The organism is Aeromicrobium sp. (assembly GCF_036676885.1).
Classification (GTDB): domain Bacteria; phylum Actinomycetota; class Actinomycetes; order Propionibacteriales; family Nocardioidaceae; genus Aeromicrobium.
In genome coordinates this window covers 22049-45951 of record NZ_JAKFCB010000010.1, presented here as the reverse complement: position 1 = coordinate 45951, position 23903 = coordinate 22049, and the positions used below count along the sequence as shown (strand labels likewise).

Here is a 23903-nt window from a genome sequence, read left to right as displayed (position 1 = left end):
CATCCCGTGGCGGGCGGAGATCGCCTCGCTCAACTACCTGCTGACGTCCCACGTCTGGCGCCAGGACAACAACGGATTCTCCCACCAGGACCCCGGATTCCTCGACCATGTCGTCAACAAGAAGTCCGAGATTGTCCGCGTCTACCTGCCACCCGACACCAACACCCTGCTGTCGGTCGCCGATCACTGCCTGCGCAGCCGCGACTACGTCAATGTCATCGTCGCGGGGAAGCAGCCGGCGCTCACGTACCTGACGATCGACGAAGCGGTCGCGCACTGCACGCGCGGCATCGGCATCTGGCCCTGGGCCAGCAGTGACGATGGCGAGCCCGACGTCGTGCTCGCGTGCTGCGGCGACATCCCGACCCTCGAGACGCTCGCGGCCGTGGACCTGCTGAGGCAGCACGTGCCGGACCTCAGGGTGCGGGTCATCAATGTCGTCGACCTCATGCGTCTCGAACCCGACACCGAGCATCCCCACGGTCTGTCCGATCGTGACTTCGACTCGCTCTTCACGGTCGACAAGCCGGTCATCTTCGCCTTCCACGGCTACCCATGGCTGATCCACCGGCTGACGTACCGGCGCACCAATCACCGCAACATCCACGTGCGCGGCTACAAGGAGGAAGGCACCACCACGACGCCGTTCGACATGGTCATGCTGAACGACCTCGACCGGTTCCACCTCGTCATGGACGTCGTCGACCGGGTGCCGTCCTTGGGCTCGCGCGCCGCCGTGCTGAGGCAGGAGATGTCGGATGCCAGGCTCGCGGCGCGGGCCTACACCCGCGAGCACGGTGAGGACGATCCGGCCATCTCCGGTTGGACCTGGCCGACGGGGGACTGAGCATGCGCGTGCTCGTGGTCAACGCCGGGTCGTCAAGCCTGAAGCTCAGGTTGCTGGGCGATGCCGACGAGGTCGAGTGTGCGGAGGAGCTCGCTGTCGCCTCTCACGGCATCGACGCCGACGAGCTGCTCGGCGTGATCTCCGACTGGCCGCCGGCCGATGTGGTGGGCCACCGCATCGTCCACGGCGGTACCCGCTTCACCACTTCCGTACGCGTCGACGCTCAGGTGCGCACCGCGCTCGACGAGCTGACCTCACTGGCGCCGTTGCACCAGCCCAAGTCACTGGCTGCGCTCGATGCCGTCACGAGTGCGCTCCCGGACGTCCCGGCGGTGGCGTGCTTCGACACCGCCTTCCACACCACGATCCCGCCGGCGGCGGCAACGTATGCCGTGCCGCTGGCATGGCGTGATCGCTATGCGATCCGCCGCTACGGCTTCCACGGACTGTCGCACGCGTACGCCGCTCGGCGGGCAGCCCAGCTGGTGGCTGAACCCGTTGAGCAGCTCAGGATCGTGACCTGCCACCTCGGCGCCGGCGCGTCGTTGTGCGCGGTGCGGGACGGCCGGAGCGTCGACACCACGATGGGCTTCACGCCGCTCGAGGGGCTGGTCATGGCCACCCGGTCCGGCAACATCGATCCGGGCCTCGTCCTGTGGCTCGAGGACCACGAGAAGCTCACCCCGAACGAGATCGCCGATGCGCTCGAGCATCGGTCGGGACTCCTGGGGCTGGCGGGCACGGGCGACATGCGAGCCGTCGAGAGAGCGGTGGCCCGCGGCGACGAGCGCGCGATGCTGGCGCTCGACGTGTACGTGCACCGCCTGACCGCCGGCATCGCCGCCATGACGGCGGCCACCGGCGGACTCGACGTGCTGGTGTTCACCGGAGGGGTCGGCGAAAACTCCGTGCCGGTCCGTCAGCGTACGGCTGACCGCCTCGCGCATCTCGGCGTGGCCGTCGACCCCGGGCTCAACGAGGACGGCGTCACCGACAGCGACATCTCCAAGCCTGCTGCGGCTGTGCGAACCGTTGTTGTCGCGGCCCGCGAGGACCTCGAGATCGCCGCCGGCGCACGCTGCGCGATGACGTGAGTGGCTGTCATGTCCAGGCACCAGATCGCCGGCGACGTCCTGCAGGACACCCCGGCGGGCCGCGACCGGGTCATCGACCTGATGCGTGTCGGCGCGATCCTGTGCGTGGTCGTCGGTCATTGGCTCATGCAGGGCGTCTACATCGACGACGACGGACCGCATCGGCAGGGGTTGCTCGGCCTTGCGCCGTGGACACATCCCTTGACCTGGCTCCTGCAGGTCATGCCGATCTTCTTCCTGGTCGGCGGGTTCTCCAATGCGCTGTCCTGGCGCCGGGCCGCGAGCGACGGGACGACCTACGGCACCTGGCTGTATCGGCGTACGCGGCGGTTGACGAGCCCGTTGCTGCCGTTGCTGGTGTTCTGGTCGGTCGTCGCGTCGGTGGCCGGCCCGATCGGGCTCGATCGCGACTGGCTGCGTATCGCGGGCAAGGCCTCTCTGGTGCCGACCTGGTTCCTGGCCGTCTACCTGCTCGTCGTGGCGCTGGTGCCGTTCACGGTGTGGTTCTGGGACCGCTTCGGGCTCGCGTCGATCGTTGCCGGGCTCATGATGGCCGGGGTGGTCGACGTCGTGAGCCTGGGTGCTGACCACCGGCTCGTCGGCGTGGTCAACGTGGTCATCGTCTGGGCGACGATGCACCAGGTCGGGTACGCCTGGCTCGACGGAGCGCTGCACCGAGGAAACCGCCGCTGGTGGCTGGTCCTCGGCAGCTTCACGGTCCTGGTCGCTCTGGTGTGGCTCGGGCCGTACGGGGTCTCCATGGTGGGCGTCGACGGCTTCGGGGTCGACAACACGAACCCGCCCAAGGTCACGCTCCTGCTCCTGGGACTCTGGCAGGCCGGGATCGCCCTGCTCCTCGAGCGCCGGCTGCGTGCCCTGACGGCTCGACGACGCATCTGGTCGATCACGGTGCTGGTCGAGTCGCGGTTGATGACGGTCTACCTGTGGCACCTCACGGCGCTGGGAATCCTGCTGGGCCTGTCGATGTGGACCGGTATCGGTCTGCACGCCGTTCCCGATACCGCCGACTGGTGGTTGGCGCTGCCGTGGTGGCTTCTCGTCCTGGTCGCCGCGACAGGCCTCATCACCTGGCTGATGGGCCGCTATGAGCTGCTGCCGGCATCCCAACCGACCGTCCCAGCCGTGGTCTCGCTGACGGAGGTGCTGCTGATCAGCACGGCGATCGCGGCGCTGGCGCGCTACGGCCTGGTCCTCCCGGGGGGACATGTGCTCTGGTACGTCCCCCTCGCCGCCGCGCTGCTGCTCATCGGAGTCGCACGCACGAGCACGCGCCGCTGGCTCTGATCGATCTTCGGCGATCCTCTGGACGAGCGATTGCGACATGGACCAAAGGCCCATGGACGACGGGACGATGGCTCTCGCCCGACTTCACCCTCGCGGGTGAGGGTTGAGCCATGTCAACACGATGGGCGGCGGTGGCGCCAGGTCCGCGCCGGCTAGACGCGCTTGACCCGTCGACCGTCGATCTCGTGGATGGCGATCTTCACGACCTCGGGCCGGTCTCCGCCGGCCCATGGCTGGCGCAGCCCCGTGGCGTCGATGGCTCGAAGCTCCTCCGCGTCGGTCACGCGCATCGACTCGCCTCGCGCCGTGACGTTCCATCCTCGGCCCGACGAGCCGTCGACGCCGTCGACCCCGAAGGCGATGTTGCCCAGTCCGTCGGCCAGGACCGACAGCGGGCCGTAGCGGCTGGTCCGGAAGTAGATCGAGTCATCCATCACGGTGAAGTTGACCGGCATCAGCTCTTGGCGTCCGTCGGCGTCGATGAAGGCGACCCGGCCGACGACGCCACCCATCAGCAGCGTCATGCAGACATCAGGCGGGATCGCACTGATCGTTCCGCTCGGTTCGTCGATGTCGTGTCGTCGCGCGTCACTCATGTTCTCGCCTCCTCGTCCCACCCTGCGCCCCGATGACCTCCATGGCGATGCCACCAGAGTGTGGCCCAGGTCACACAATCATGCAAAGGTGAACACGAATGCCCACAACATCGAGTCGAAGCAGGATCCGCGCACGGAGGGACGGCGGTGACGTGACGGATCGACGAGGGACAACGCCGGCTCCTGTCGGGCCCTCGCGGTCCCCGCTCGTCATGCTGGCCCTCGCGACTGCGGGGTTTGCGGTCAACTTCTGGGCCTGGGCACTGCTCAGCCCGCTGGGGCCGCTGTTCCGGACGAACGGCAGCCTGGGCACGATCTCCGAGTCCGATGTCGCGCTCCTGGTGGCGGTGCCGGTCATCGTCGGCTCCCTCGGCCGTATCCCGGTCGGCGCGTTGACGGATCGATTCGGTGGCCGGGTCATGTTCCCGCTCGTCTCCGCAGCGACGATCGTGCCGGTGCTCTTCATCGGCTTCTTCGCGTTGGACTCCTACGCAGCGCTGCTCATGGGCGGGTTCTTCCTCGGCCTGGGCGGCACGACCTTCGCGGTGGGTGTCCCGTTCGTGAACGCCTGGTTCCCGCCGGAGCGCCGGGGACTGGCCGTCGGGATCTTCGGTGCCGGCATGGGCGGCACCGCGATCAGCGCACTCACCACGGTCAAGCTCTACGACAACGTCGGCAACCGCGCTCCCTTCGCCATCACGGCCATCGCCCTGGCGGTCTACGCCGTCGTGGCATGGGTGCTGCTGCGTGACGCGCCGGGCCGGCAGAAGGCCGGCGGATCGTTCGTGGGCCGCCTCGTGGCCAATGCCAGGCTGCCCATCAGCTGGCAGGCCTGCGTGCTGTACGCCGTGGCGTTCGGCGGTTACGTCGCGTTCTCGGTCTACCTGCCGTCGTACCTCAAGACCGCGTACGACCTCGAGGCCGGCGACGCCGCCAACCGGATGGCGGGCTTCGTGGTGGTCGCGGTCATCATGCGTCCGGTGGGCGGTTGGCTGTCCGACCGCTTCGGATCCGTCCCGGTCCTGGCCACCGGCTACGCGGTCGTGGTCGTCGGGGCCGCAGTCGCGGCCGGAACACCGCTCCTGGAGCACGTCGGCACGGTCGCCTTCCTGGCCATGGCTGCGGCTCTCGGCGCAGGAAGCGGCGCGACGTTCGCGCTGGTCGCAAGCGTCACGGACCCGTCGCGGGTCGGCGGGGTCACCGGCCTGGTCGGCGCCGCGGGTGGCCTGGGTGGGTTCGTGCCGCCGCTGATCATGGGCTACGTCTACGGCCGCACCGACTCGTACGCCATCGGTCTGGTCCTGCTGTCGATCACCGCCGCGTGCGCGTTGGTGCTGACCCTGACGATCGTCAGGTCGACGGCACGCCAGTCACGATCGTCGCATCCGCCACACCTGAGGGAGACCGCGTGAGCACGAAGCCGGACAAGTCACAGCAACCCGGGCTGGACGGAGCGCTGAGCGACGCACTCGTCGGCACCCGCAAGTTCTTCACCCGTGCCGCGGTCTCGGACGACCTGCGCAGCCTGCACGCCACCGGCGGCCGCGAGTCGGACGACTTCTACCGCGACCGCTGGAGCCACGACAAGGTCGTACGTTCGACGCACGGCGTCAACTGCACGGGATCGTGCTCGTGGAAGGTGTACGTCAAGGACGGCATCATCACCTGGGAGACCCAGCAGACCGACTACCCGTCGGTCGGCCCGGACAGCCCGGAGTACGAGCCCCGCGGCTGCCCCCGCGGCGCGGCATTCTCCTGGTACACGTACTCGCCGACCCGCATCCGCTACCCGTACGTCCGTGGCGTCCTGCTGCAGATGTACCGCGAGGCCAAGAAGCAGCACGACGGCGATCCCGTACGGGCGTGGGCGCACATCGTCGACAACCCGCAACGCGCCAAGGCCTACAAGTCGGCCCGTGGCAAGGGCGGACTCGTGCGGGCGACGTGGGAGGAGGCCACCGAGATGGTGGCCGCGGCTCACGTCCACACGATCAAGAAGTGGGGACCCGACCGGGTTGCCGGCTTCTCGCCGATCCCGGCGATGTCGATGGTGTCGCACGCCTCGGGGGCGCGGTTCGTCAACCTGATCGGCGGCTCGATGTTGAGCTTCTACGACTGGTACGCCGACCTGCCGGTGGCGTCACCGCAGGTGTTCGGCGACCAGACCGACGTGCCCGAGTCGGGTGACTGGTGGAATGCCGGCTACCTCATCATGTGGGGCTCCAACCTCCCGGTGACCCGTACGCCCGACGCGCACTGGATGACCGAGGCGCGCTATCGCGGGCAGAAGGTCATAGCCGTCGCCCCGGACTACGCCGACAACGTCAAGTTCGCCGACGAGTGGCTCGCGGCCCGGCCCGGCACCGACGGCGCGCTGGCGATGTCGATGGGGCACGTCGTGCTCAAGGAGTTCTTCGTCGACAAGCAGACGCCCTACTTCACCGAGTACGTCAAGAAGTACACCGACCTCCCGCACCTGGTGACCCTCGACGATCCCGGCGACGGTGGCGCGCTGCGGCCGGGCAAGTTCCTGACCGCCGCCGACCTTGCCGAGCACGCCGACGAGGAGAACGCCGAGTTCAAGACCGTGCTGGTCGACAGCGCGACCGATGAGCTGGTGATCCCCGACGGAACGCTCGGTCACCGCTACGGCGAGGCCGGACTGGGTCACTGGAACCTCGACCTGCACGACGTCGACCCCCGGCTGTCGCTGCTCGAATCCGGCGCCGAGACCGTGCTCGTCGAGCTGCCACGCTTCGACACTCCCGACGGGGCTGCCGACTCGTTGCCGCGGGGCGTCCCCGTGCGACGCATCGGCGAACGACTGGTCACCACGGTGTTCGACCTCCTGCTGGCGCAGTACGGCGTCGGGCGCGACGGCCTGCCGGGGGAGTGGCCGAGCTCGTACGACGACGAGGCATCGCCCTACACGCCGGCGTGGCAGGAGAAGATCACCGGAGTCCCGGCGTCGGCCGCGGCCCGCGTCGGCCGCGAGTTCGCCCAGAACGCCGAGGACTCCAAGGGCCGCTCGATGATCGTGATGGGTGCGGGCACCAATCACTGGTTCCACTCCGACACGATCTACCGGGCCTTCCTGACCCTCACCAACCTGACGGGTTGCCAGGGTGTCAACGGCGGCGGCTGGGCGCACTACGTGGGGCAGGAGAAGGTCCGCCCGATCACCGGCTACACGCAGGTGGCGAACGCGCTGGACTGGGTGCGCCCGCCGCGCAACATGATCCAGACCGCGTACTGGTATCTCCACACCGACCAGTTCCGTTACGACCACTTCGGCGCCGACACGCTCGCGGCCAAGACCGGCAAGGGCCAGCTGGCCGGCAAGTCGACAGCGGACGTCATCGCGCAGAGCGCACGGATGGGCTGGATGCCGTCCTACCCGACGTTCAACCGCAACCCCTTGGACCTCAGCGACGAGGCCGCAGCAGAGGGCAAGCCGGTGGCCGAGCACATCGTCGAGCAGCTCAAGAGCGGTGAGCTCGACTTTGCGGGCGCCGATCCCGACGCGCCGGAGAACTTCCCGCGCATCCTGTCGATCTGGCGGGCCAACCTGCTGGGCTCCTCCGGCAAGGGCAACGAGTACTTCCTCAAGCACCTGCTCGGCGCGGACTCGTCGCTGCGGGCGACCGAGGCGCCCGAGGGCAGCCGTCCTAAGGACGTGACATGGCATGACGAGGCGCCAGAGGGCAAGCTCGACCTGTTGCTGACCCTGGACTTCCGCCAGACCAGCACGACTTTGTTCTCGGACGTCGTGCTGCCGGCCGCGACCTGGTACGAGAAGCACGATCTCAACACCACGGACATGCATCCGTTCGTGCACTCGTTCAACCCGGCGATCGCGCCGCCCTGGCAGACACGCACGGACTGGGTGGCGTGGCAGACGATCGCCGAGAAGTTCAGCGAGCTGGCCGCGCAGCACCTCGGCGTCCGCAAGGACGTCGTGGCTGTCCCGCTGACGCACGACACGCCGGACGCGATGGCGAATCCGCACGGGATCGTCCGCGACTGGAAGGCAGGGGAGTGCGAGCCTGTTCCGGGCGTCACGATGCCCAAGCTGGTCGAGGTCGAGCGTGACTACGGCGCGGTGGCGGCGCGGATGAATGCCCTGGGCCCGCTGGTCGACACGCTCGGCGCCACGACCAAGGGCGTGACGTTCGAGCTCGGCGCCCAGGTCGACTACCTGCGTCGCAAGAACGGGGCGGTGCGTGGGGGACCCGCCGACGGCCGGCCGTCCCTGAAGCGCGACATCGACATGTGCGAGGCGATCCTGGCGATGTCCGGGACCACCAACGGGCATCTGGCCGTGCAGGGGTTCAAGACGCTCGAGAAACGCACCGGGACGCGCATGGCCGACCTCGCCGAGGAGCACGAGGGCAAGCAGATCACGTTCGCCGACACCCAGGGGCCGCCGGTTCCGGTCATCACCTCACCGGAGTGGTCCGGCTCCGAGACCGGAGGCCGCCGCTACTCGCCGTTCACGATCAACGTCGAACGGCTCAAGCCGTGGCACACCCTGACCGGCCGGATGCACTTCTACCTCGACCACGACTGGATCACCGAGCTGGGTGAGGGGTTGCCGGTCTATCGGCCGCCGCTCAACATGGCCGCGCTGTTCGCCGAGCCCGACCTCGGCGACGTCTCGGACGGATCGTCCGGTGCGGTCGCGGGGCTCACGGTCCGCTACCTCACGCCCCACAACAAGTGGTCGATCCACTCGGAGTACCAGGACAACCTGTTCATGCTCTCGCTGTCGCGTGGTGGCCAGACGATCTGGATGAGCAACCTCGACGCCGACAAGGTCGGGATCAAGGACAACGACTGGATCGAGGCCGTCAACCGCAACGGTGTCGTGGTGGCGCGGGCGATCGTCACCCACCGCATGCCCGAGGGCACGGTGTACATGTACCACGCACAGGACCGGCTGATCGACGTGCCGATCGCCGAGACGTCCGGCAAGCGCGGCGGCATCCACAACTCGCTGACCCGCATCCTGGTCAAGCCGAGCCACCTCATCGGCGGCTACGCGCAGCTCGCCTTCGCCTTCAACTACCTCGGCCCGACGGGCAACCAACGCGACGAGGTCACCGTGATCCGCAAACGAAGCCAGGACGTGACGTACTGATGAAGATCATGGCGCAGATGTCGATGGTCATGAACCTCGACAAGTGCATCGGCTGCCACACCTGCTCGGTCACCTGCAAGCAGGCGTGGACCAACCGTTCGGGCACCGAGTACATCTGGTTCAACAACGTCGAGACCAAGCCCGGACTCGGCTACCCCCGGACGTACGAGGACCAGGAGAAGTGGAAGGGCGGTTGGGAGCTCAACAAGCGCGGCCGGCTGACCCTCAAGGGTGGCAGCCGGTTCAAGCGGCTGCTCACCATCTTCTCCAACCCCAAGCTGCCCTCGATCAACGAGTACTACGAGCCGTGGACGTACGACTACGCGACGCTCACGGATGCTCCGGCGCAGGAGCACACCCCCGTCGCCCGGCCCAAGTCGCTGATCTCGGGCAAGAACATGAAGATCGAGTGGTCGGCCAACTGGGACGACGATCTCGGCGGGTCGACCGCGACCGCCCATGAGGACCCGATCCTCAAGAAGGTCGGCGACAAGGTCAAGTTCGAGTTCGAGCAGACCTTCATGTTCTACCTGCCGCGCATCTGCGAGCACTGCCTCAACCCCTCGTGCGCCGCGTCCTGCCCCAGCGGGGCGATCTACAAGCGCGAGGAGGACGGGATCGTCCTGGTCGACCAGGACAAGTGCCGCGGTTGGCGGATGTGCGTGTCCGGCTGCCCCTACAAGAAGATCTACTTCAACCACAAGACCGGCAAGGCCGAGAAGTGCACCTTCTGCTTCCCACGCATCGAGGTCGGCCTGCCGACGGTGTGCTCGGAGACGTGCGTCGGCCGGCTGCGCTACATCGGGCTGGTGCTGTACGACGCCGACAAGGTCCTCGAGGCCGCGTCCGTGGAGGACGACGCCGACCTGTATGAGTCCCAGCGCTCGGTCTTCCTCGACCCGTTCGACCCCGAGGTGATCCGCGAGGCGGAGAAGGCGGGCATTCCGCAGGACTGGGTCGACGCGGCGCAGCGGTCACCCATCTGGGCCCTGATCAGCAGGTTCAAGGTCGCGTTGCCGCTGCATCCGGAGTACCGGACGATGCCGATGGTCTGGTACATCCCGCCACTGTCGCCGGTCATCGACGTCGTCAAGGAGACGGGAGAGGACGCCGAGGACCAGGGCAACCTGTTCGCCGCGATCGATGCGTTGCGCATCCCGGTGGAATACCTCGCGGAGATGTTCACCGCCGGCGACCCGGTCCCCGTCGACGGGGTGCTCAAGAAGCTCGCGGCGATGCGGTCGTACATGCGGGACATCAACATGGGCCGCGAGCCCGACCCGTCCATTCCGGCTGCCGTCGGCATGACGGAGGAGGAGATCTACGACATGTACCGCCTGCTGGCCATCGCCAAGTACGACGAGCGCTACGTCATACCGGCTGCGCACGCCGAGCAGGCGCACTCGTTGGAGGAGCTCGCGACCGAGTGCTCGTTGGACTACGAAGGCGGTCCGGGCATGGGCGGTTCGGGCCCCTTCGGTGAGGGCTCGGGCGCACCGACGCCGATCGCCGTCGAGAACTTCCAGATGCTCCAGAGCCGCCAGACGACCGACAGCGTCGCCTCGCCCACGGCCAAGTCGTCCCGGGTCAACCTGCTCAACTGGGACGGTCGTGGCGACCCCGGAGGGCTGTTCCCGCCGCGCAGCGACGGAGAAGACGGGGAGGAGAAGACATGAGTCGCAAGTATCCAGCGCCGACAATGTCGTCGCGAGAGCTCATGCTCACCTGGCAGTCGGCAGCCCTGCTGCTGGACTATCCCGACGAGGCGCTGATCGCCAGGATCCCGCTGCTGCGTGAGGCAACCGGCGAGCTGCCGGCCGCCATCGCCGCCTCACTGGACCAGATGATCGCCGACCTCGAACGGACTCCGTTGACGCAGCTGCAGCAGGACTACGTCGAGACCTTCGACACCCGGCGCCGCTGCAACCTGTTCCTGACGTACTTCGCACACGGTGACACCCGCAAGCGCGGCATGGCACTGCTGCGGTTCAAGCAGACCTACCTGCGGTCGGGGTTCATCCTCGACGACTCCGAGCTCCCCGATCACCTGTGCGTCGTCCTGGAGTATGCCGCCACGATCGACCAACTCCTGGGCCGTGGGCTCATGCTCGACCACCGCGCCGGGCTCGAGCTGCTGCGACTGTCGCTCCGCGACATGGAATCGCCGTGGTTCGCGGTCGTCGACGCGGTGTGCGCGACCCTTCCGCCGCTCCGCGGCGAGGAGCGAGATGCCGTCCGGCGGCTCGCCGCCGAGGGGCCGCCCGAAGAGGAGGTCGGCCTCGCGCCGTTCGCGACACCGGAGTTCAGCCCCGGCGCCGCGCGAGAGCCCGACCGCACCCTGTTGCCCATACCGACATTCCCGGGAGCACGCTGATGGACGAGTTCCTGTGGGTCGTCTTTCCCTACATCTGCCTGACGATCTTCGTGGTCGGCCACGCCTGGCGCTACCGCTACGACAAGTTCGGCTGGACGACCCGCTCGTCCCAGCTCTACGAGAACCGGTTGCTGCGGCTGGGCAGCCCGCTGTTCCACTTCGGCATCATCGGGGTCTTCTTCGGGCACGTGATCGGCCTGGGTATCCCGGAGAGCTGGACGCACGCCATCGGGATCTCCGAGGGCATGTACCACTTCCTGGCGCTGTCGATCGGCGCGCTCGCGGGCGCCGCGACGGTCGTCGGCATGGCGATCCTGATCTATCGCCGCCGCACGACCGGACCGGTGTTCTCGGCCACCACGCGCATGGACAAGGTGATGTACGTCTTCCTGGCGAGCGTCATCGTGCTGGGCCTGCTCAACACCGTCATGAACGTCGCCGGCGACTACAACTACCGCGAGGGAGTCTCGGTCTGGTTCCGCGGCATCTTCAGGTTCCAGCTCCACCCCGACCTGATGAGCGAGGCGCCGCTGGGCTTCCAGCTGCACGGCCTGGTCGCGATGGCGCTGTTCGGGTTGTGGCCGTTCACCCGCCTGGTGCACGTGTTCAGCGCCCCGCTCGGCTACCTCACGAGGCCGTACATCGTCTATCGCAGCAGGGACGACCGAGAGCTCGGATCGCACACTCCGCGGCGCGGGTGGGAGCGCTCAGGCCGCTGAGACGGTCATCGGGCGGTTGATGCCTGATTCAGGTCGAGCTCGATGTCACGTTCGTCAAGCGTCGCCAGCGTCCACGGCACGACGACCACAGGCGCTGGGGAATACCGCAGGCAGTGCTCGACGGTGTGACGGGTGCTGTGACGCGTGCCCGGACCGCGTTCGGTTGACCCGACGACGAGAAGCTCGGCGCTCCGGGCGGCCGCGACAAGCGTCGGCCCGGCGAAGCTCTGGCTCACCTCACGAACGATCGGCACATGGTGCGCGTCGTGATGAGTGGCCTCGGCAACGACGTGCTCGATGATCTCGGTTGCCCGCTCGTGGCTGTCGCAGCGGAGCGGACTGGAGTCATCGTGACGGCCGTCCGCCGGCCAACAGATGATCGCGAGGACCTCGGTCTCACGCAGCTCGGCCTCTCTCATGGCGACGCGAAGCGCAGCGATGGACGCAGGTCCGCCATCGATCCCAACAACGATCGGCAGTGCAAGCATGATCTCTCCTGATGAGGTACGTCTCTGCCTTCCAGCGTCACCTCAGGGCCTGTGCCGATCGAGGGTCGAGCTTCCCTGGCTGAAGGGACGTTGGGCCCTACGGCCGATCGTCCGCACCGATGACGCTCGACAGCAGGCTTCTCGTGCCCTCGAATGGGCACGGCATTGACAAGCTGGTGCGATCCTGACCGCGCAGGGCGCCACGGTCCTCGACAGCCTTTCGTACGCCCTCGATACTGGAACCCAACCCCTCAGAAGGAGCCTCATGACGATCCGCGTCTTCCTGCTCGACGACCATGAAGTCGTACGCACAGGTCTCAAGCACATGCTCGAGAGCGGCGGCGACATCGAGGTGGTGGGTGAAGCCGGGACTGCCGCAGCGGCGCTCGCCCGGATCCCGGCCCTGAAGCCGGATGTCGCGGTCCTCGACGGGCGCCTGCCAGATGGCAGCGGTATCGACGTGTGCCGTGAGATCCGCTCGAGCCGACCGGAGACCAAGGCGATCATCCTGACGTCCTACGACGATGATGAGGCGCTGTTCGCCGCGATCATGGCCGGGGCCGCCGGCTACGTCCTCAAGCTGATCAAGGGTCACGATCTGGTCAATGCGGTGCGGCACGTTGCTGCCGGCGGGTCGCTGATCGACCCGAGCCTGATGGCCAAGGTCATGGAACGCCTGCGCGAGGGCGCCCCCGGTGAGCCCGAGGAGCTCCAGAGCCTGACGCCGCAGGAGCGCAGGATCCTCGAGCTGGTCGCCGAGGGACTCACCAACCGGCAGATCGGGGACCGCCTGTACCTCGCCGAGAAGACGGTCAAGAACTACATGTCCAACATCCTGGCCAAGCTGGGCCTCGACAGCCGGACGCAGGCGGCGGTCTTCGCGACGCGACTGCTCGACGACCACTGAGCTCAGGTCGGGACCGACCAGGCGAGCCGGGTGCCACCTCCGGACGCCTGGTGAATCGCGAACGTGCCACCTTGGTTCTCGGCGCGCGCTCGGAGGTTGTCGAGACCACTGAGCCTGGGGGAGTCGCCCGGACCGACCCCGTTGTCCGTCACCTCGATGCTGACCTGGCCCGAAGCTGCGATCACCGCGATCTCAGCCTTCGTGGCGTGGGCGTGGCGCACCACGTTCGCGAGTGCCTCGGTCACGACGGCCGCGATGTCGTCCGTCAGGGTTCCGGATGCCATCAGGTCAACCGGCCCCGAGAACGTGACCCGGGGCTTGTTCGCCATCTGGCCGCTGACCCGATCGACGATCTCCAGGATGCGGGCCCGCAGGCTCACACTGGTGGACTCGGGATCACGCCGCATCGCGAAGATGCTCTGCCTGATCTGGGCGATGGCGGCGTCCAGCTCATCGATCTGGGCGGCGATCTGTCCAGCTGCCTCGTCACTCACGATGGCCGCCGTGCCCTGCATGCTCAGTCCCGTGGCGAACAGTCGCTGGATCACATGGTCGTGAAGATCTCGAGCGATACGGCCACGATCCTCGAGCAGTGCGACCCGTCGCCGCGCTCGCTGTGACTCCGCCCGGTCCAGGGCGAGGCGGATGTGGCTGGCGAACGACACCCCCAGGTCGAGATCACGCCCACTGAAGGGCAGGCGCCCACTCGTACGGGTGACGGCGAGAATCCCCACCCGGTTGTCCGAGGGGCCGAAGGGGATCACCATCGAGTTGCCGAGCAGGGCCTCGTCGGTGAACCCGTGTGACTCGAACCGCTTCTGCTCATCGACCAGACGCGGCTCACCGTCGGAGAGTGCGTCTCCGGCGAACGAGTCGGCCAACGAGAAGCTCCGGCCGACCAGCTCCTCCGCCCCGACACCTGACGCGTGGTCCACCACGATCTCGCCACCACCCTCCGAGACGAGTGCAACGCTGACGAGGTCGGCATCTGCGAGCCCCCGGACCTCGTCGACGATGACCTGCAGGTGGTCGCCCTCGTCGTCCGTCAGGAGCCGGCTGGTGATCTGGGCCAGCGCGGAGGACCAACGCGCGCGATACGACGAGTCGTCGAAGAGACGGGCATTCTCGATCGCGATTCCCGCAGTCGCGGCCAACGCCTCGGCCAGCTCCTCATCGTCCGAGGAGAAGGCACCGTTGAGGCTGTCGGTCAGATAGAGGTTCCCGTAGACCTCCTCCCGGACCCGGATCGGAACTCCGAGGAAGCTCTCCATGGGCGGGTGGAAAGCCGGAAACCCACTCGAACGTGCGTCCGACGCAATGGTCTCGAGACGGACCGGCTGGGGATCGTCGATCAGCGCACCCAGCAGTCCCTTGCCCTCCGGCAGGTGGTCGATCTGCTCGTAGACCTCGGGCTCCATGCCCACGTGGATGAACTGCTCGAGGCGGCGCTCGTCGCCGATGACACCCATGGCCGCGTAGCGGGCGTTGAGCAGCTCCTTCCCGATCTCCACGATCCGTCGCAGGACGTTGGTCAGGTCCAGGTTGCTGGTGAGCTCGTTGTTGATGCGGATGAGGTCCCGCATGCGGGCCTGCGAGTTCACCATCTCCTCGGCCCGCTCGACGAAATGGGTCAGGGCGGACTCGAACTCGAGCTTCGGCCCAGCGGAATCACGTTGATCCATGGTCGTGGCCCTCCCTCAAGTGATGGTCCGATGACGTCAGATTACGCCGCACGAGGCCCCAGGGGGGCCGAGATCGCTCCCGACGCCGTTCTCCCACCCCTTTCGGCCTGTCGACGCGGGGACCTTGGTCCCCCGAGGAGAGGACGCGGGCCCGTACTCCCACCGAACCGGCTGACCGATTGTGGGAGGACAGAACAGCCCAGGAGGAACTATGAACACGACCAACAGGCCCGTCGTCGTCGGCATCGGGGACAAGCAGCCGACGGCCCTTCGTTTTGCGCTTCAGGAGGCGCAGCGTAGGGGTGCCGAGCTGCGGGTCGTCCACTCTGCGGGCGTTCCGGCCCAGGCCGCCGCGTTCTACGTCGGCGCCGAGATGCTCGAAGGCCTGCTCGAGGGCGGCCAGAAGGTTCTGGACGACGCTCAGCACTTCGTCGAGGGCGAGGGTTCGTCCGTCCACGTCACGTACGTGCTCACCCCGGCGGCGCCGATCGAGGCGCTCGAGGCTGCGGCACATGAGGCGAACCCGCTCATCATCGGTGCCGACGACATCTCCTGGCCCGACCGACTGCTCGGAGGCGCGATCGCTTCGCACATCGCCCTGCACGCACCCTGTCCAGTCATCGTGGTCCCCGAGCGCACCTATCCGACACCGCTCGCGGGTGGGGTGCTCATCGCCTTGGACGGCGACACCTCGGCGCGAGGACCGATCCAGTTCGCCTTCGAGGCGGCGAGTGAACGGGACAACGTGCTCCATGTGTTGCACGCGATTCCACCGGCGACGACGACGGAGGACGCGGAAGGCATGCGCGCCAACGTGGGGGAGATCCTCGCCGGATGGGCGGACACCTACCCCGACGTGCACGTCTATGTGACCTACTCGGTCGACGACCCCGAGGAAGCCTGCATCCGGGCAACCGGGCAGTCCGAACTGGTCGTCATCGGGCGTCCGCACCGTCACGCCCTGCCGTTCGCACTGGCGAGGCCGCTCGCTGCCGAGGTCCTGAAGCACGCCCACTGCCCCGTGGCGGTCGTTCCCTCGGACTACCGAGGAGCCTGACATGACCGCGCTCGCTCCGAGTCGGACCCTCGTGGTCGCCGCGGCCAGCAGGCACGGCGGCACCTGCGAGATCGCCGACCGGCTCGCGTGGACCCTGGAGAACGACCTGCCGCTCGGGTGGCGGGTCATCCGGCCAGATCTGACCGATCTGCAGGTGCTCGACGACGCAGACGCCGTCGTCCTCGGGAGCGCGATCTACTACGGCCGCTGGATGCGGGCCGCGGCCCGTGCTCTGGCCTATCTCAAGGACGCGCCGCTGTTCGACCTGTGGCTGTTCAGCACCGGCCCGGTGTCTGACGTGGAGAGTGAGAACGCGCAGATCATCTCGGCCGACTCGATGGTCGAGGCCGGGCAGGCCATCGAGCACAAGGTGTTCGGCGGTCGCCTCGACACCTCCCGGCTGAGCTGGGTGGAACGGACCGTCGTCAAGGCGGTCCACGCCATCCCCGGAGACCACCGCGACTGGGACGAGGTCGACGAGTGGGCCCACCACATCGCCCAGAAGCTGTCCGTCGTGCCTGGCACGGACGGAACCACCGACATCTCGGGCCAGGACGCAGTCCGCTGACATCGACGGCTCGACGGTGAGAACCGTGAGCCCCACTTCAGGCACAGGAGAACAAGCATCATGGTCACCTTGATCCACCAGGCGCAGCGCAAGCACATGACCCAGACCGCCGACGTCCCGGCGTACGACGAGAAGGTGGCCTGACATGCTCCACGTCGATTCAGAGGTCGGTGAGCTGCACGAGGTGATCGTGCACCGCCCCGGGAGCGAGCTGTCGAGGCTGACCCCCGACAACGTGGACGAGCTGCTCTTCGACGACGTCATGTGGGCCGAGCGGGCGAGGGAGGAGCACGACGCCTTCGTGGCCCAGATGACGAACCGCGGGATCGTGGTGCATCACTTTGCGACCCTGCTTGCCGAGGCACTCGACCAGCCGGGAGCACGCGAGTTCCTCCAGGACCGGCTGACCACCGCGACACAGTTCGGGCCGGCGCTGGACGCTCCGCTCGACACCCTCGTCGCCGGGACCCCTGCGGTGGAGCTGGCCGACATGCTCATCGGCGGGTTGCTCAAGCGCGAGATCGCGCCGCTGCTGCACGCATCGAGCCTGCTGATGGAGTACCTCGACGATGAGGACTTCGTCCTGCGGCCCCTGCCCAATCACCTGTTCCAGCGTGACAACTCGGCCTGGATCTACGGTGGCCTGTCGATCAACCCCATGGCCAAGCCGGCTCGTGAACGGGAGACCATCAACTCCCGGGTGGTCTACAACTTCCACCCGCGCTTCCGCGACGCCGGTATGACGATGCTGTACGGGAACGACTCGACTCCCCACCGCCCGGCGACGATCGAAGGCGGCGACATCGCGGTCATCGGCAACAAGACCGTGATGATCGGCATGGGGGAGCGCACCACGCCCCAGGGTGTCGAGGTGCTCTCCAGGCGGCTCTTCGAGACCGGCACGGCCGATCGGGTCATCGTCGTCGAGATCCCCAAGCAGCGCGCCTTCATGCACCTCGACACCGCCATGACCATGGTCGATCGCGATGCGTTCTGCGTCTACCCGTACCTCCCGCAGGAGCTTCGGTCGTTCACGCTGACGCCAGTCGGCCGGGTCGGCCACTACGAGGTCCGGGAGAACCCCGAGCTCTTCACCGCGATCGGCCATGCGCTCGGCATCGACAAGGTGCGGGTCCTCCAGGTCCCCACGAACCGCATGGCGGCCGCCCGCGAGCAGTGGGACGACGGCAACAACTTCCTCGCCGTCGCGCCCGGGGTCGTCATGGGCTACGAGCGCAACACCTTCACGAACCGCTACCTGACCGACAACGGCATCGAGGTGATCCCCGTCGTCGGCTCCGAGCTCGGCCGCGGCCGCGGCGGGCCGCGATGCATGACCTGTCCCATCTCACGAGAGGCGGTGTCGTCATGACGCTCCTGGACCCCAACCTCGGACATGACGTTCCCAAGACCAACCTGGGCCTGAACGGCAAGAGCATCACGAAGGAGCAGGACCTGACCGTCGACCAGTGGGCCGGGCTCCTGCGCCTGACCGAGGAGCTCAAGGACGAGAAGCGGCGTCGCCGCGAGATCCAGCGGCTGCGCGGCCGCAACATCGCGTTGGTCTTCGCCAAGAACTCGACCCGCACTCGGTGTGCGTTCGAGGTCGCGGCACATGACCAAGGGGCCCACGTCACCTACCTCGACCCGACGGGCTCCCAGCTCGGCCACAAGGAGTCCGTCAGGGACACCGGACGGGTCCTGGGCCGGATGTTCGACGGCATCGAGTATCGCGGATTCGCCCACGCCAACATCGAGGAGCTCGCCCGCTCGTCGGGAGTTCCGGTGTGGAACGGACTCAGCGACACGTGGCACCCCACCCAGTCGTTGTGCGACGTCTTCACGATGCTCGAGCACAGCGGCAAGGCGTCGAACGAGATCTCGTTCGCGTACGTCGGGGATGCCCGCAACAACGTGGGCAACTCGCTTCTCGTCGCGGGCGCGATGTCGGGCATGGATGTCCGCATGGTGGGCCCGCAGACCCTGTGGAACTCCGAGAAGGTGCTGACGGATGCGACCGCGATCGCGGACACGACCGGGGCCTCGTTGCTCCAGACCAGCGACCCTGCCCGTGGCCTCGAGGGCGTGGACTTCGTCTACACCGACGTGTGGGTGTCGATGGGCGAGCCCGAGTCCGTGTGGGCCCGCCGCCTGGAGCTGCTCAACGATTACCAGGTCAATGCGTCGCTCATGGCGCTGACCGGACGGGCCGACACGGCCTTCATGCACTGCCTGCCGGCGTTCCACGACCGGCACACCGAGATCGGCCACAAGATCTTCACGCAGACCGGCCGCGAGGCGCTCGAGGTCACGGACGACGTGTTCGAGTCGCCGCAGTCGATCGTCTTCGACCAGGCCGAGAACCGCCTGCACACGATCAAGGCGATCCTGGTCGCCACGTTGGAGAGCTGATGCGCGTTGTCGTCGCGCTCGGCGGAAACGCGATCCTGCGCCGAGACCAGCAGATGACGGTCGACAACCAGCGCGTTTCGATCGCGGAGGCCTGTGTGCCACTCGCACGTATCGCCGCGCAGCACGGTCTCGTCGTGTCGCACGGCAACGGTCCGCAGATCGGCCTGCTGGCCCTTCAGGCGGCCGCCTACGACCACATCAGCGAATACCCGTTCGACGTCCTCGGCGCATCGACCGAGGGCATGATCGGCTATCTCATCGAGCAGGAGCTCGGCAATCGCCTCCGCAACGACCGAGTCGTGACGACCCTGGTGACCAGGACGGAGGTGGATGCGTCAGACCCGGCCTTCTCCGACCCGACGAAGTTCGTCGGTCCGGGCTATGACGACGCTGATGCCGCCACGGCCGCCGAGAAGCACGGCTGGACCATGAAGCGCGACGGCGAGTGGATGCGACGCGTCGTGCCCTCGCCCCGGCCGCTGCAGATCCTCGAGCTACGCCCGATCCAGTGGCTGCTCGAGAAGGGTGCCGTCGTCATCTGCGCCGGTGGTGGCGGCGTTCCCACGGTTCGAAGCGCCGATGACCGTCCCGAGGCGACGGGTGACCTCCTCGTCGGGATCGAGGCGGTGATCGACAAGGATCTCGCGAGCGCGGTCCTCGCCCGCGATCTCGGCGCCGACCTGCTCATCATCGCGACGGACGTCAACGGTGTGTTCGTCGACTGGCACGGGGCGGACGAGCGGCGGATCCTGCGCGCCCATCCGGACGAGCTCGATCCCGACCAGTTTCCATCGGGATCGATGGGGCCGAAGGTACGTGCCGCCGCTCAGTTCGCGCGGGAGACGCCTGGAACCGCGATCATCGGGTCCCTCCAGGAGATCGACGACATGCTCGCCGGACGAGCCGGCACCAGGGTCAGCAGATCGCTTGCGGGAATCGAGTACGAGCGAACCTCTGTCGCCCCGTCAGCCTCGGCCTAGGAGCGCTCGGCGGTCATCCGCCGGAGACCCGGCGACCGGCGATCGAGGTGGGGCTGATCCTGATGACCATCGGGCGCACCCCGCCCGCCCAGGGCTGGAGCTTGTGGTGGGACAACACCTTGTTGATGGTCGCCCGGTCCTCGACCTCGTGGGCAGTTCCTCTCACCGTGACGTTCCAGCCGTTTCGGAACACGTCGTAGTGGTCGACGCCGAATGCGACATCGTCGTGACCCCTTGCGAGACCGGACAGGAAGCCGTCCGGGAGGGTCCTGAAGTAGATCACTCCGTCAAGCAACGCGAAGTTGACCGGGACGAGCTGCTGGCCCTCGTCGTTGACGAAGGCGATACGACCGACCGTCGTCGTCTCCAGCAGAGAGAGGCACTCGGCCTCGGGCAGCTCGATGATGGATCCGTGTCTGCGGTCGTCCGGTGTGTTCATGCGGCTTCCCATCCTCGTGTCGTGCACGACGTGCCAAGAGCTGTCTGCGGTCCATACTTCCAGTAGTCCGGCAATCCAGGGGCAGGAGTGACCTAGGCGGCGGCATGGTCGGGCTCCAGCTCGACGAGATTGCCTGCCAGGTGCACGACCTGGTCGCAGATCCGCAGGGCGGCAGGGGAGTGCGAGATGACCAGCACGCCATGGTCGCGGCTCAGGTCGACGATGTCCCGCATGACGGCCGCCGCGGTGGCGGGGTCGAGGTGCTCGGTCGGCTCGTCGAACACCAGGAGCTCGTGATGCGCGAGAAGCAGCCGGGCAATGCCGAGACGCTGGCGCTCTCCGCCGCTCAGCTCGTCGCCGTTCTCGCCCACCGGCGTGTCCAGACCTCGTGGCAGGCCCATGACGAACTCGGCCAGGCCGGCGCGGCCCAGCGCCCCGTACATGTCAGAGTCGGAGGCGCCTCGGTCGGCGATCCTGAGGTTCTCGCGAATCGTGGTGTCGAACACGACGTCGTCCTGCCCCGTCATGCCGATGCGTGTCCGGATGTCTGAGCCGCGGAGAGCCGCAAAGTCGACACCGCCGAGCGTGATCGAGCCCGAGCGGCTCTCGATCAGCTTGACCAGGGTCATCGCGAGCGTGCTCTTGCCCGCTCCGCTGCATCCCGTGACGCCGACGATGTCTCCGCGCTGGATCGTGAACGACACCGGCGAGGCGACCGGCTGGTCCCATCCCACGACCAGGTCCGACACCACCAGGTCGCTCGACGCCGGGAGCGGCCTGGCCCCGACCGGTTCGTTGACAGGTGCAGCGGTTCGCGCCAGCTCGTCGAGTCGGTCACGCGAGGCAACGATCTCGGGCCGGAGACGCTCGGCCTCGGCGAGCGACTGCAAGGGCTCGATCAGCGCGATCGGTGCCAGCAGGACCACACCGACCAGGACCGGCGCCATCCCGGACGCCAATGTGCTGAGGAGGACGATCGTCACTCCCGACGCGGCGAGGACGAACGCCGTGCCGGCGCCGGCGACCCATGCGCCCGAGCGCTGGACGACTGCGAGGGCGTCGACACTGTCGGTCGTACGCGCTCGCATGCCGGCCCCGGTCCCATGAGCGACGAGATCACGGGACGCCAGCACGAGCGACGAGGCCTCCGCGGACATCGACCCACGAAGCAGCGAACCTCGTGACCGCACGGACTGGAACAGCCGGGCGACGACGAACCGGGCGAAGCCGGCGCACACGACCACGTGGGCCGCCAGGACCACGGCGGCCGCCGGCTGGATGAAGCTGAAGAGAGTGATCACGACGGCCGACGAGACGAGGGCATGGACCCACGGGAGGCGGAGTCGCAGGAGCCGGTCCTGGGCGGACTCGACGTCTCCGACGATCCGGCTGATCACGTCACCACGCCGATGGCGTTCGAACCCGAGCGGCGCGATCCGGTCGAGCAACCGATACGCCCGCACCCGCTCCTCGACCATCGCGGCCAGCGCGACGTCATGCGTCAGCAATCTCTCGCCGTAGTGGAACACCGCTCGCCCCACGCCGAAGAACCGCACGGCCACGATGGCCACCATCAGGTAGAGCACCGGGGGGTGCTCGGCGGCGCGCACGATGAGCCACGCAGAGGTCAGCAGCAGCCCGATCGACGACAGCTGGGCGGCGATGCCCAGGACGACGCCGGCGAGGAGGCGGCGGTTCATGACGGCACCAGCTCCCGCGCCACGAGGCGGATCGCCCGGTCGGCTGCCGCGATCGTCTCGGCCCGGTGCGCGACGACCACGACCGTGACGGGGAGCGCGCGGAGGCTGTTGAGCACCGTGCCCTCCCGTGCGGCATCCAGTCCGGCGGTCGGCTCGTCGAGCAGCACGAGGTTCGCGCCCGCCGTGCGTACGCGAAGCAGGGCCCGGGCGATCGAGATGCGGCGCCGCTCGCCCGCGGAGATGGTGTGGGCGGACTCGCTGATCCAGCGCCCCGGAGACAGGTCGGAGGCGCCGGCATCACGCAGAGCGCGAACCACCTCTGCGGAGGTTGCCGCGGTGTTGGCCATGCGCACGTTGTCCTCCACGGTGCCGTCGACGATGCCGGGAACCTGAGGCACCCACGCGATCAGGTGGCGCCACTGCTCGGGGTCGATGTCGGCGAGATCGAGGCCGCCCACGGTGACGCGCCCCGCCGTCGGAGGCACGAACGCCATCAGGACGTCGAGGAGGGTCGACTTGCCGGCGCCGCTGGCACCGGTGATGGCAACGAACTCGCCGGGCCGGATCGTCTCGGCGTCGACCTGCAGTGCAGGTTGTGACCGGCCCGGGAACTCGACCGTGACCTGCTCGAACGTGAGGTCAGCGCGATCAAGACCGGGGGCCGGCAGATGCCCCGTGTGCCGGTCGTGATCGAGGAGCTCCAGCGCCTCGGACACCGCCTCCGCGCCGGCCGTGCTGTCGTGGAACATCGCGCCGAGCCGCCTGATCGGCAGATAGGCCTCCGGGGCCAGGAGCAGGACGGTCAACGCGTGCTGGAGGGACATCCGGTCGTCCACGACCCGCAGCCCGACGCTGACGGCCACGAGCGCGACCGAGAGCGTGGCGACGAGCTCGAGGACCAGTGAGGACAGGAAGACGACCCGCAGCGAACGGATCGTCTCCTTGCGATGACGTTCGCCGACGGCGCGCAGGCCCGCTGTCTGGTCGCGGCCGAACACCTTGAGCACGACGAGGCCGTCGAGGACGTTGGCGAAGTGCTGGCCAAGACGTTGCAGTGCGGACCAACGCCGGTCGAGCTTGTCGCGCGTGACCAGGCCGACGAGCACCATGAAGACGATGCTCAGCGGCAGGCTGAGCCCGATGATGAGCGCCGACAACGGGTCGACCACGAGCACGGCGAGCACGACGATCCCCGGCACGATCGACGCGAGGATCGTCTGCGGCAGGAATCGTCCGACATACCCGTCGAAGGCGTCGAAGCCGGGGCCGAGCAGCGTGATGATCCGTGAGCTGCGCGGCACGGGGCCGAGTCGCCGCGGGTCGACGAGGTCATCGAGCACCTCCTTGCGAAGCTCGGACTTGAGCGTGACCGCTGCACGAGCTGAGACGGTCGAGTGCCACCACTCGAGTCCGGCCCTGGCACCGAGGCAGAGCCCCACCGCCACCGCCGCGGCGAGGGCGGGGCGACCGTCGAACAGCCGAGCCACCGCGTCCGCGATCAGGAACGCCTGGGTCACGACGACAAGAGCCGTGAGGAGTCCGAGCACCACGCCCAGGGCGAGGTAGCTCCTGACGGTTCGGGAGCGCCTCACGAG

General features: G+C 67.9%; 19 protein-coding genes and 1 pseudogene. 14 read left to right on the top strand and 6 right to left on the bottom strand.

What is annotated here, in order from left to right; all coding sequences use genetic code 11:
* The 3 genes and pseudogenes from V6M46_RS00640 to V6M46_RS00630 all read left to right on the top strand — a co-directional run.
* Positions 1–847, top strand: a pseudogene (locus V6M46_RS00640) (phosphoketolase); the annotation flags it as partial.
* A gap of 2 nt (positions 848–849) precedes the next feature.
* Complete coding sequence (locus tag V6M46_RS00635; protein ID WP_332661746.1) at positions 850–1941, top strand: acetate/propionate family kinase; 1092 nt, start codon at positions 850–852, stop codon at positions 1939–1941.
* A 9-nt stretch (positions 1942–1950) separates the two neighbouring features.
* Positions 1951–3246, top strand: a complete 1296-nt coding sequence (locus tag V6M46_RS00630; protein WP_332661745.1) for an acyltransferase family protein — start codon at positions 1951–1953, stop codon at positions 3244–3246.
* Positions 3247–3398: 152 nt separating this feature from the next.
* Here V6M46_RS00630 and V6M46_RS00625 read toward each other — a convergent pair whose 3' ends face one another.
* On the bottom strand, positions 3399–3842 hold the full coding sequence (locus V6M46_RS00625) for a pyridoxamine 5'-phosphate oxidase family protein (protein ID WP_332661744.1): 444 nt from the start codon (positions 3840–3842) through the stop codon (positions 3399–3401).
* A gap of 212 nt (positions 3843–4054) precedes the next feature.
* Between V6M46_RS00625 and V6M46_RS00620 the strand changes: the two genes are divergently transcribed.
* Genes V6M46_RS00620 through narI form a run of 5 tightly spaced genes read left to right on the top strand, consistent with a single transcriptional unit; the run spans position 4055 to position 12075 of the window.
* Complete coding sequence (locus V6M46_RS00620) at positions 4055–5254, top strand: MFS transporter (RefSeq protein ID WP_332661743.1); 1200 nt, start codon at positions 4055–4057, stop codon at positions 5252–5254.
* Positions 5251–8982, top strand: coding sequence for a nitrate reductase subunit alpha (locus V6M46_RS00615; protein WP_332661742.1), 3732 nt, complete (start codon positions 5251–5253; stop codon positions 8980–8982). The genes V6M46_RS00620 and V6M46_RS00615 overlap by 4 nt, the downstream gene beginning before the upstream one ends.
* Complete coding sequence (gene narH, locus V6M46_RS00610; protein WP_332661741.1) at positions 8982–10658, top strand: nitrate reductase subunit beta; 1677 nt, start codon at positions 8982–8984, stop codon at positions 10656–10658. Before V6M46_RS00615 ends, narH begins: the two co-directional genes overlap by 1 nt.
* Positions 10655–11356 (top strand): nitrate reductase molybdenum cofactor assembly chaperone, encoded by a 702-nt coding sequence (gene narJ / locus V6M46_RS00605; RefSeq protein WP_332661740.1) that lies wholly within the window; start codon positions 10655–10657, stop codon positions 11354–11356. The genes narH and narJ overlap by 4 nt, the downstream gene beginning before the upstream one ends.
* The gene (gene narI, locus V6M46_RS00600) at positions 11356–12075 is read left to right on the top strand and encodes a respiratory nitrate reductase subunit gamma (RefSeq protein ID WP_332661739.1); all 720 of its coding nucleotides are present in this window, start codon (positions 11356–11358) and stop codon (positions 12073–12075) included. Before narJ ends, narI begins: the two co-directional genes overlap by 1 nt.
* A 5-nt stretch (positions 12076–12080) precedes the next feature.
* On the opposite strand, the gene V6M46_RS00595 is transcribed toward narI, so the two are convergent.
* Positions 12081–12563, bottom strand: a complete 483-nt coding sequence (locus V6M46_RS00595; protein WP_332661738.1) for a universal stress protein — start codon at positions 12561–12563, stop codon at positions 12081–12083.
* Between the two features lie 265 nt (positions 12564–12828).
* On the opposite strand from V6M46_RS00595, the gene V6M46_RS00590 reads away from it, so the two are divergent.
* Positions 12829–13470 (top strand): response regulator transcription factor, encoded by a 642-nt coding sequence (locus V6M46_RS00590; protein ID WP_332661737.1) that lies wholly within the window; start codon positions 12829–12831, stop codon positions 13468–13470.
* A 2-nt stretch (positions 13471–13472) separates the two neighbouring features.
* Here V6M46_RS00590 and V6M46_RS00585 read toward each other — a convergent pair whose 3' ends face one another.
* A complete protein-coding gene (locus V6M46_RS00585; protein WP_332661736.1) occupies positions 13473–15152 on the bottom strand; it encodes a GAF domain-containing sensor histidine kinase in 1680 nt (559 codons plus the stop codon).
* Positions 15153–15363: 211 nt separating this feature from the next.
* On the opposite strand from V6M46_RS00585, the gene V6M46_RS00580 reads away from it, so the two are divergent.
* The 5 genes from V6M46_RS00580 to arcC all read left to right on the top strand — a co-directional run bounded on the left by V6M46_RS00580 (position 15364) and on the right by arcC (position 20169).
* Positions 15364–16209 (top strand): universal stress protein, encoded by an 846-nt coding sequence (locus V6M46_RS00580; RefSeq protein WP_332661735.1) that lies wholly within the window; start codon positions 15364–15366, stop codon positions 16207–16209.
* A 1-nt stretch (position 16210) separates the two neighbouring features.
* A complete protein-coding gene (locus V6M46_RS00575) occupies positions 16211–16777 on the top strand; it encodes a flavodoxin domain-containing protein (RefSeq protein ID WP_332661734.1) in 567 nt (188 codons plus the stop codon).
* A gap of 145 nt (positions 16778–16922) precedes the next feature.
* Positions 16923–18149: an arginine deiminase gene (locus V6M46_RS00570; protein ID WP_332661733.1), complete on the top strand. Its 1227-nt coding sequence runs from the start codon at positions 16923–16925 to the stop codon at positions 18147–18149.
* Positions 18146–19189, top strand: coding sequence for an ornithine carbamoyltransferase (argF, locus tag V6M46_RS00565; RefSeq protein ID WP_332661732.1), 1044 nt, complete (start codon positions 18146–18148; stop codon positions 19187–19189). The genes V6M46_RS00570 and argF overlap by 4 nt, the downstream gene beginning before the upstream one ends.
* On the top strand, positions 19189–20169 hold the full coding sequence (gene arcC / locus V6M46_RS00560; RefSeq protein WP_332661731.1) for a carbamate kinase: 981 nt from the start codon (positions 19189–19191) through the stop codon (positions 20167–20169). Before argF ends, arcC begins: the two co-directional genes overlap by 1 nt.
* Before the next feature lie 13 nt (positions 20170–20182).
* On the opposite strand, the gene V6M46_RS00555 is transcribed toward arcC, so the two are convergent.
* The 3 genes from V6M46_RS00555 to cydD all read right to left on the bottom strand — a co-directional run bounded on the left by V6M46_RS00555 (position 20183) and on the right by cydD (position 23900).
* Positions 20183–20608 carry a pyridoxamine 5'-phosphate oxidase family protein gene (locus V6M46_RS00555; RefSeq protein WP_332661730.1) on the bottom strand — a complete coding sequence of 142 codons (426 nt, stop codon included), beginning with the start codon at positions 20606–20608 and terminating at the stop codon, positions 20183–20185.
* Positions 20609–20700: 92 nt separating this feature from the next.
* Positions 20701–22308, bottom strand: a complete 1608-nt coding sequence (cydC, locus tag V6M46_RS00550) for a thiol reductant ABC exporter subunit CydC (RefSeq protein WP_332661729.1) — start codon at positions 22306–22308, stop codon at positions 20701–20703.
* The gene (gene cydD / locus V6M46_RS00545) at positions 22305–23900 is read right to left on the bottom strand and encodes a thiol reductant ABC exporter subunit CydD (RefSeq protein ID WP_332661728.1); all 1596 of its coding nucleotides are present in this window, start codon (positions 23898–23900) and stop codon (positions 22305–22307) included. The genes cydC and cydD overlap by 4 nt, the downstream gene beginning before the upstream one ends.
* Positions 23901–23903: the final 3 nt, after the last annotated feature.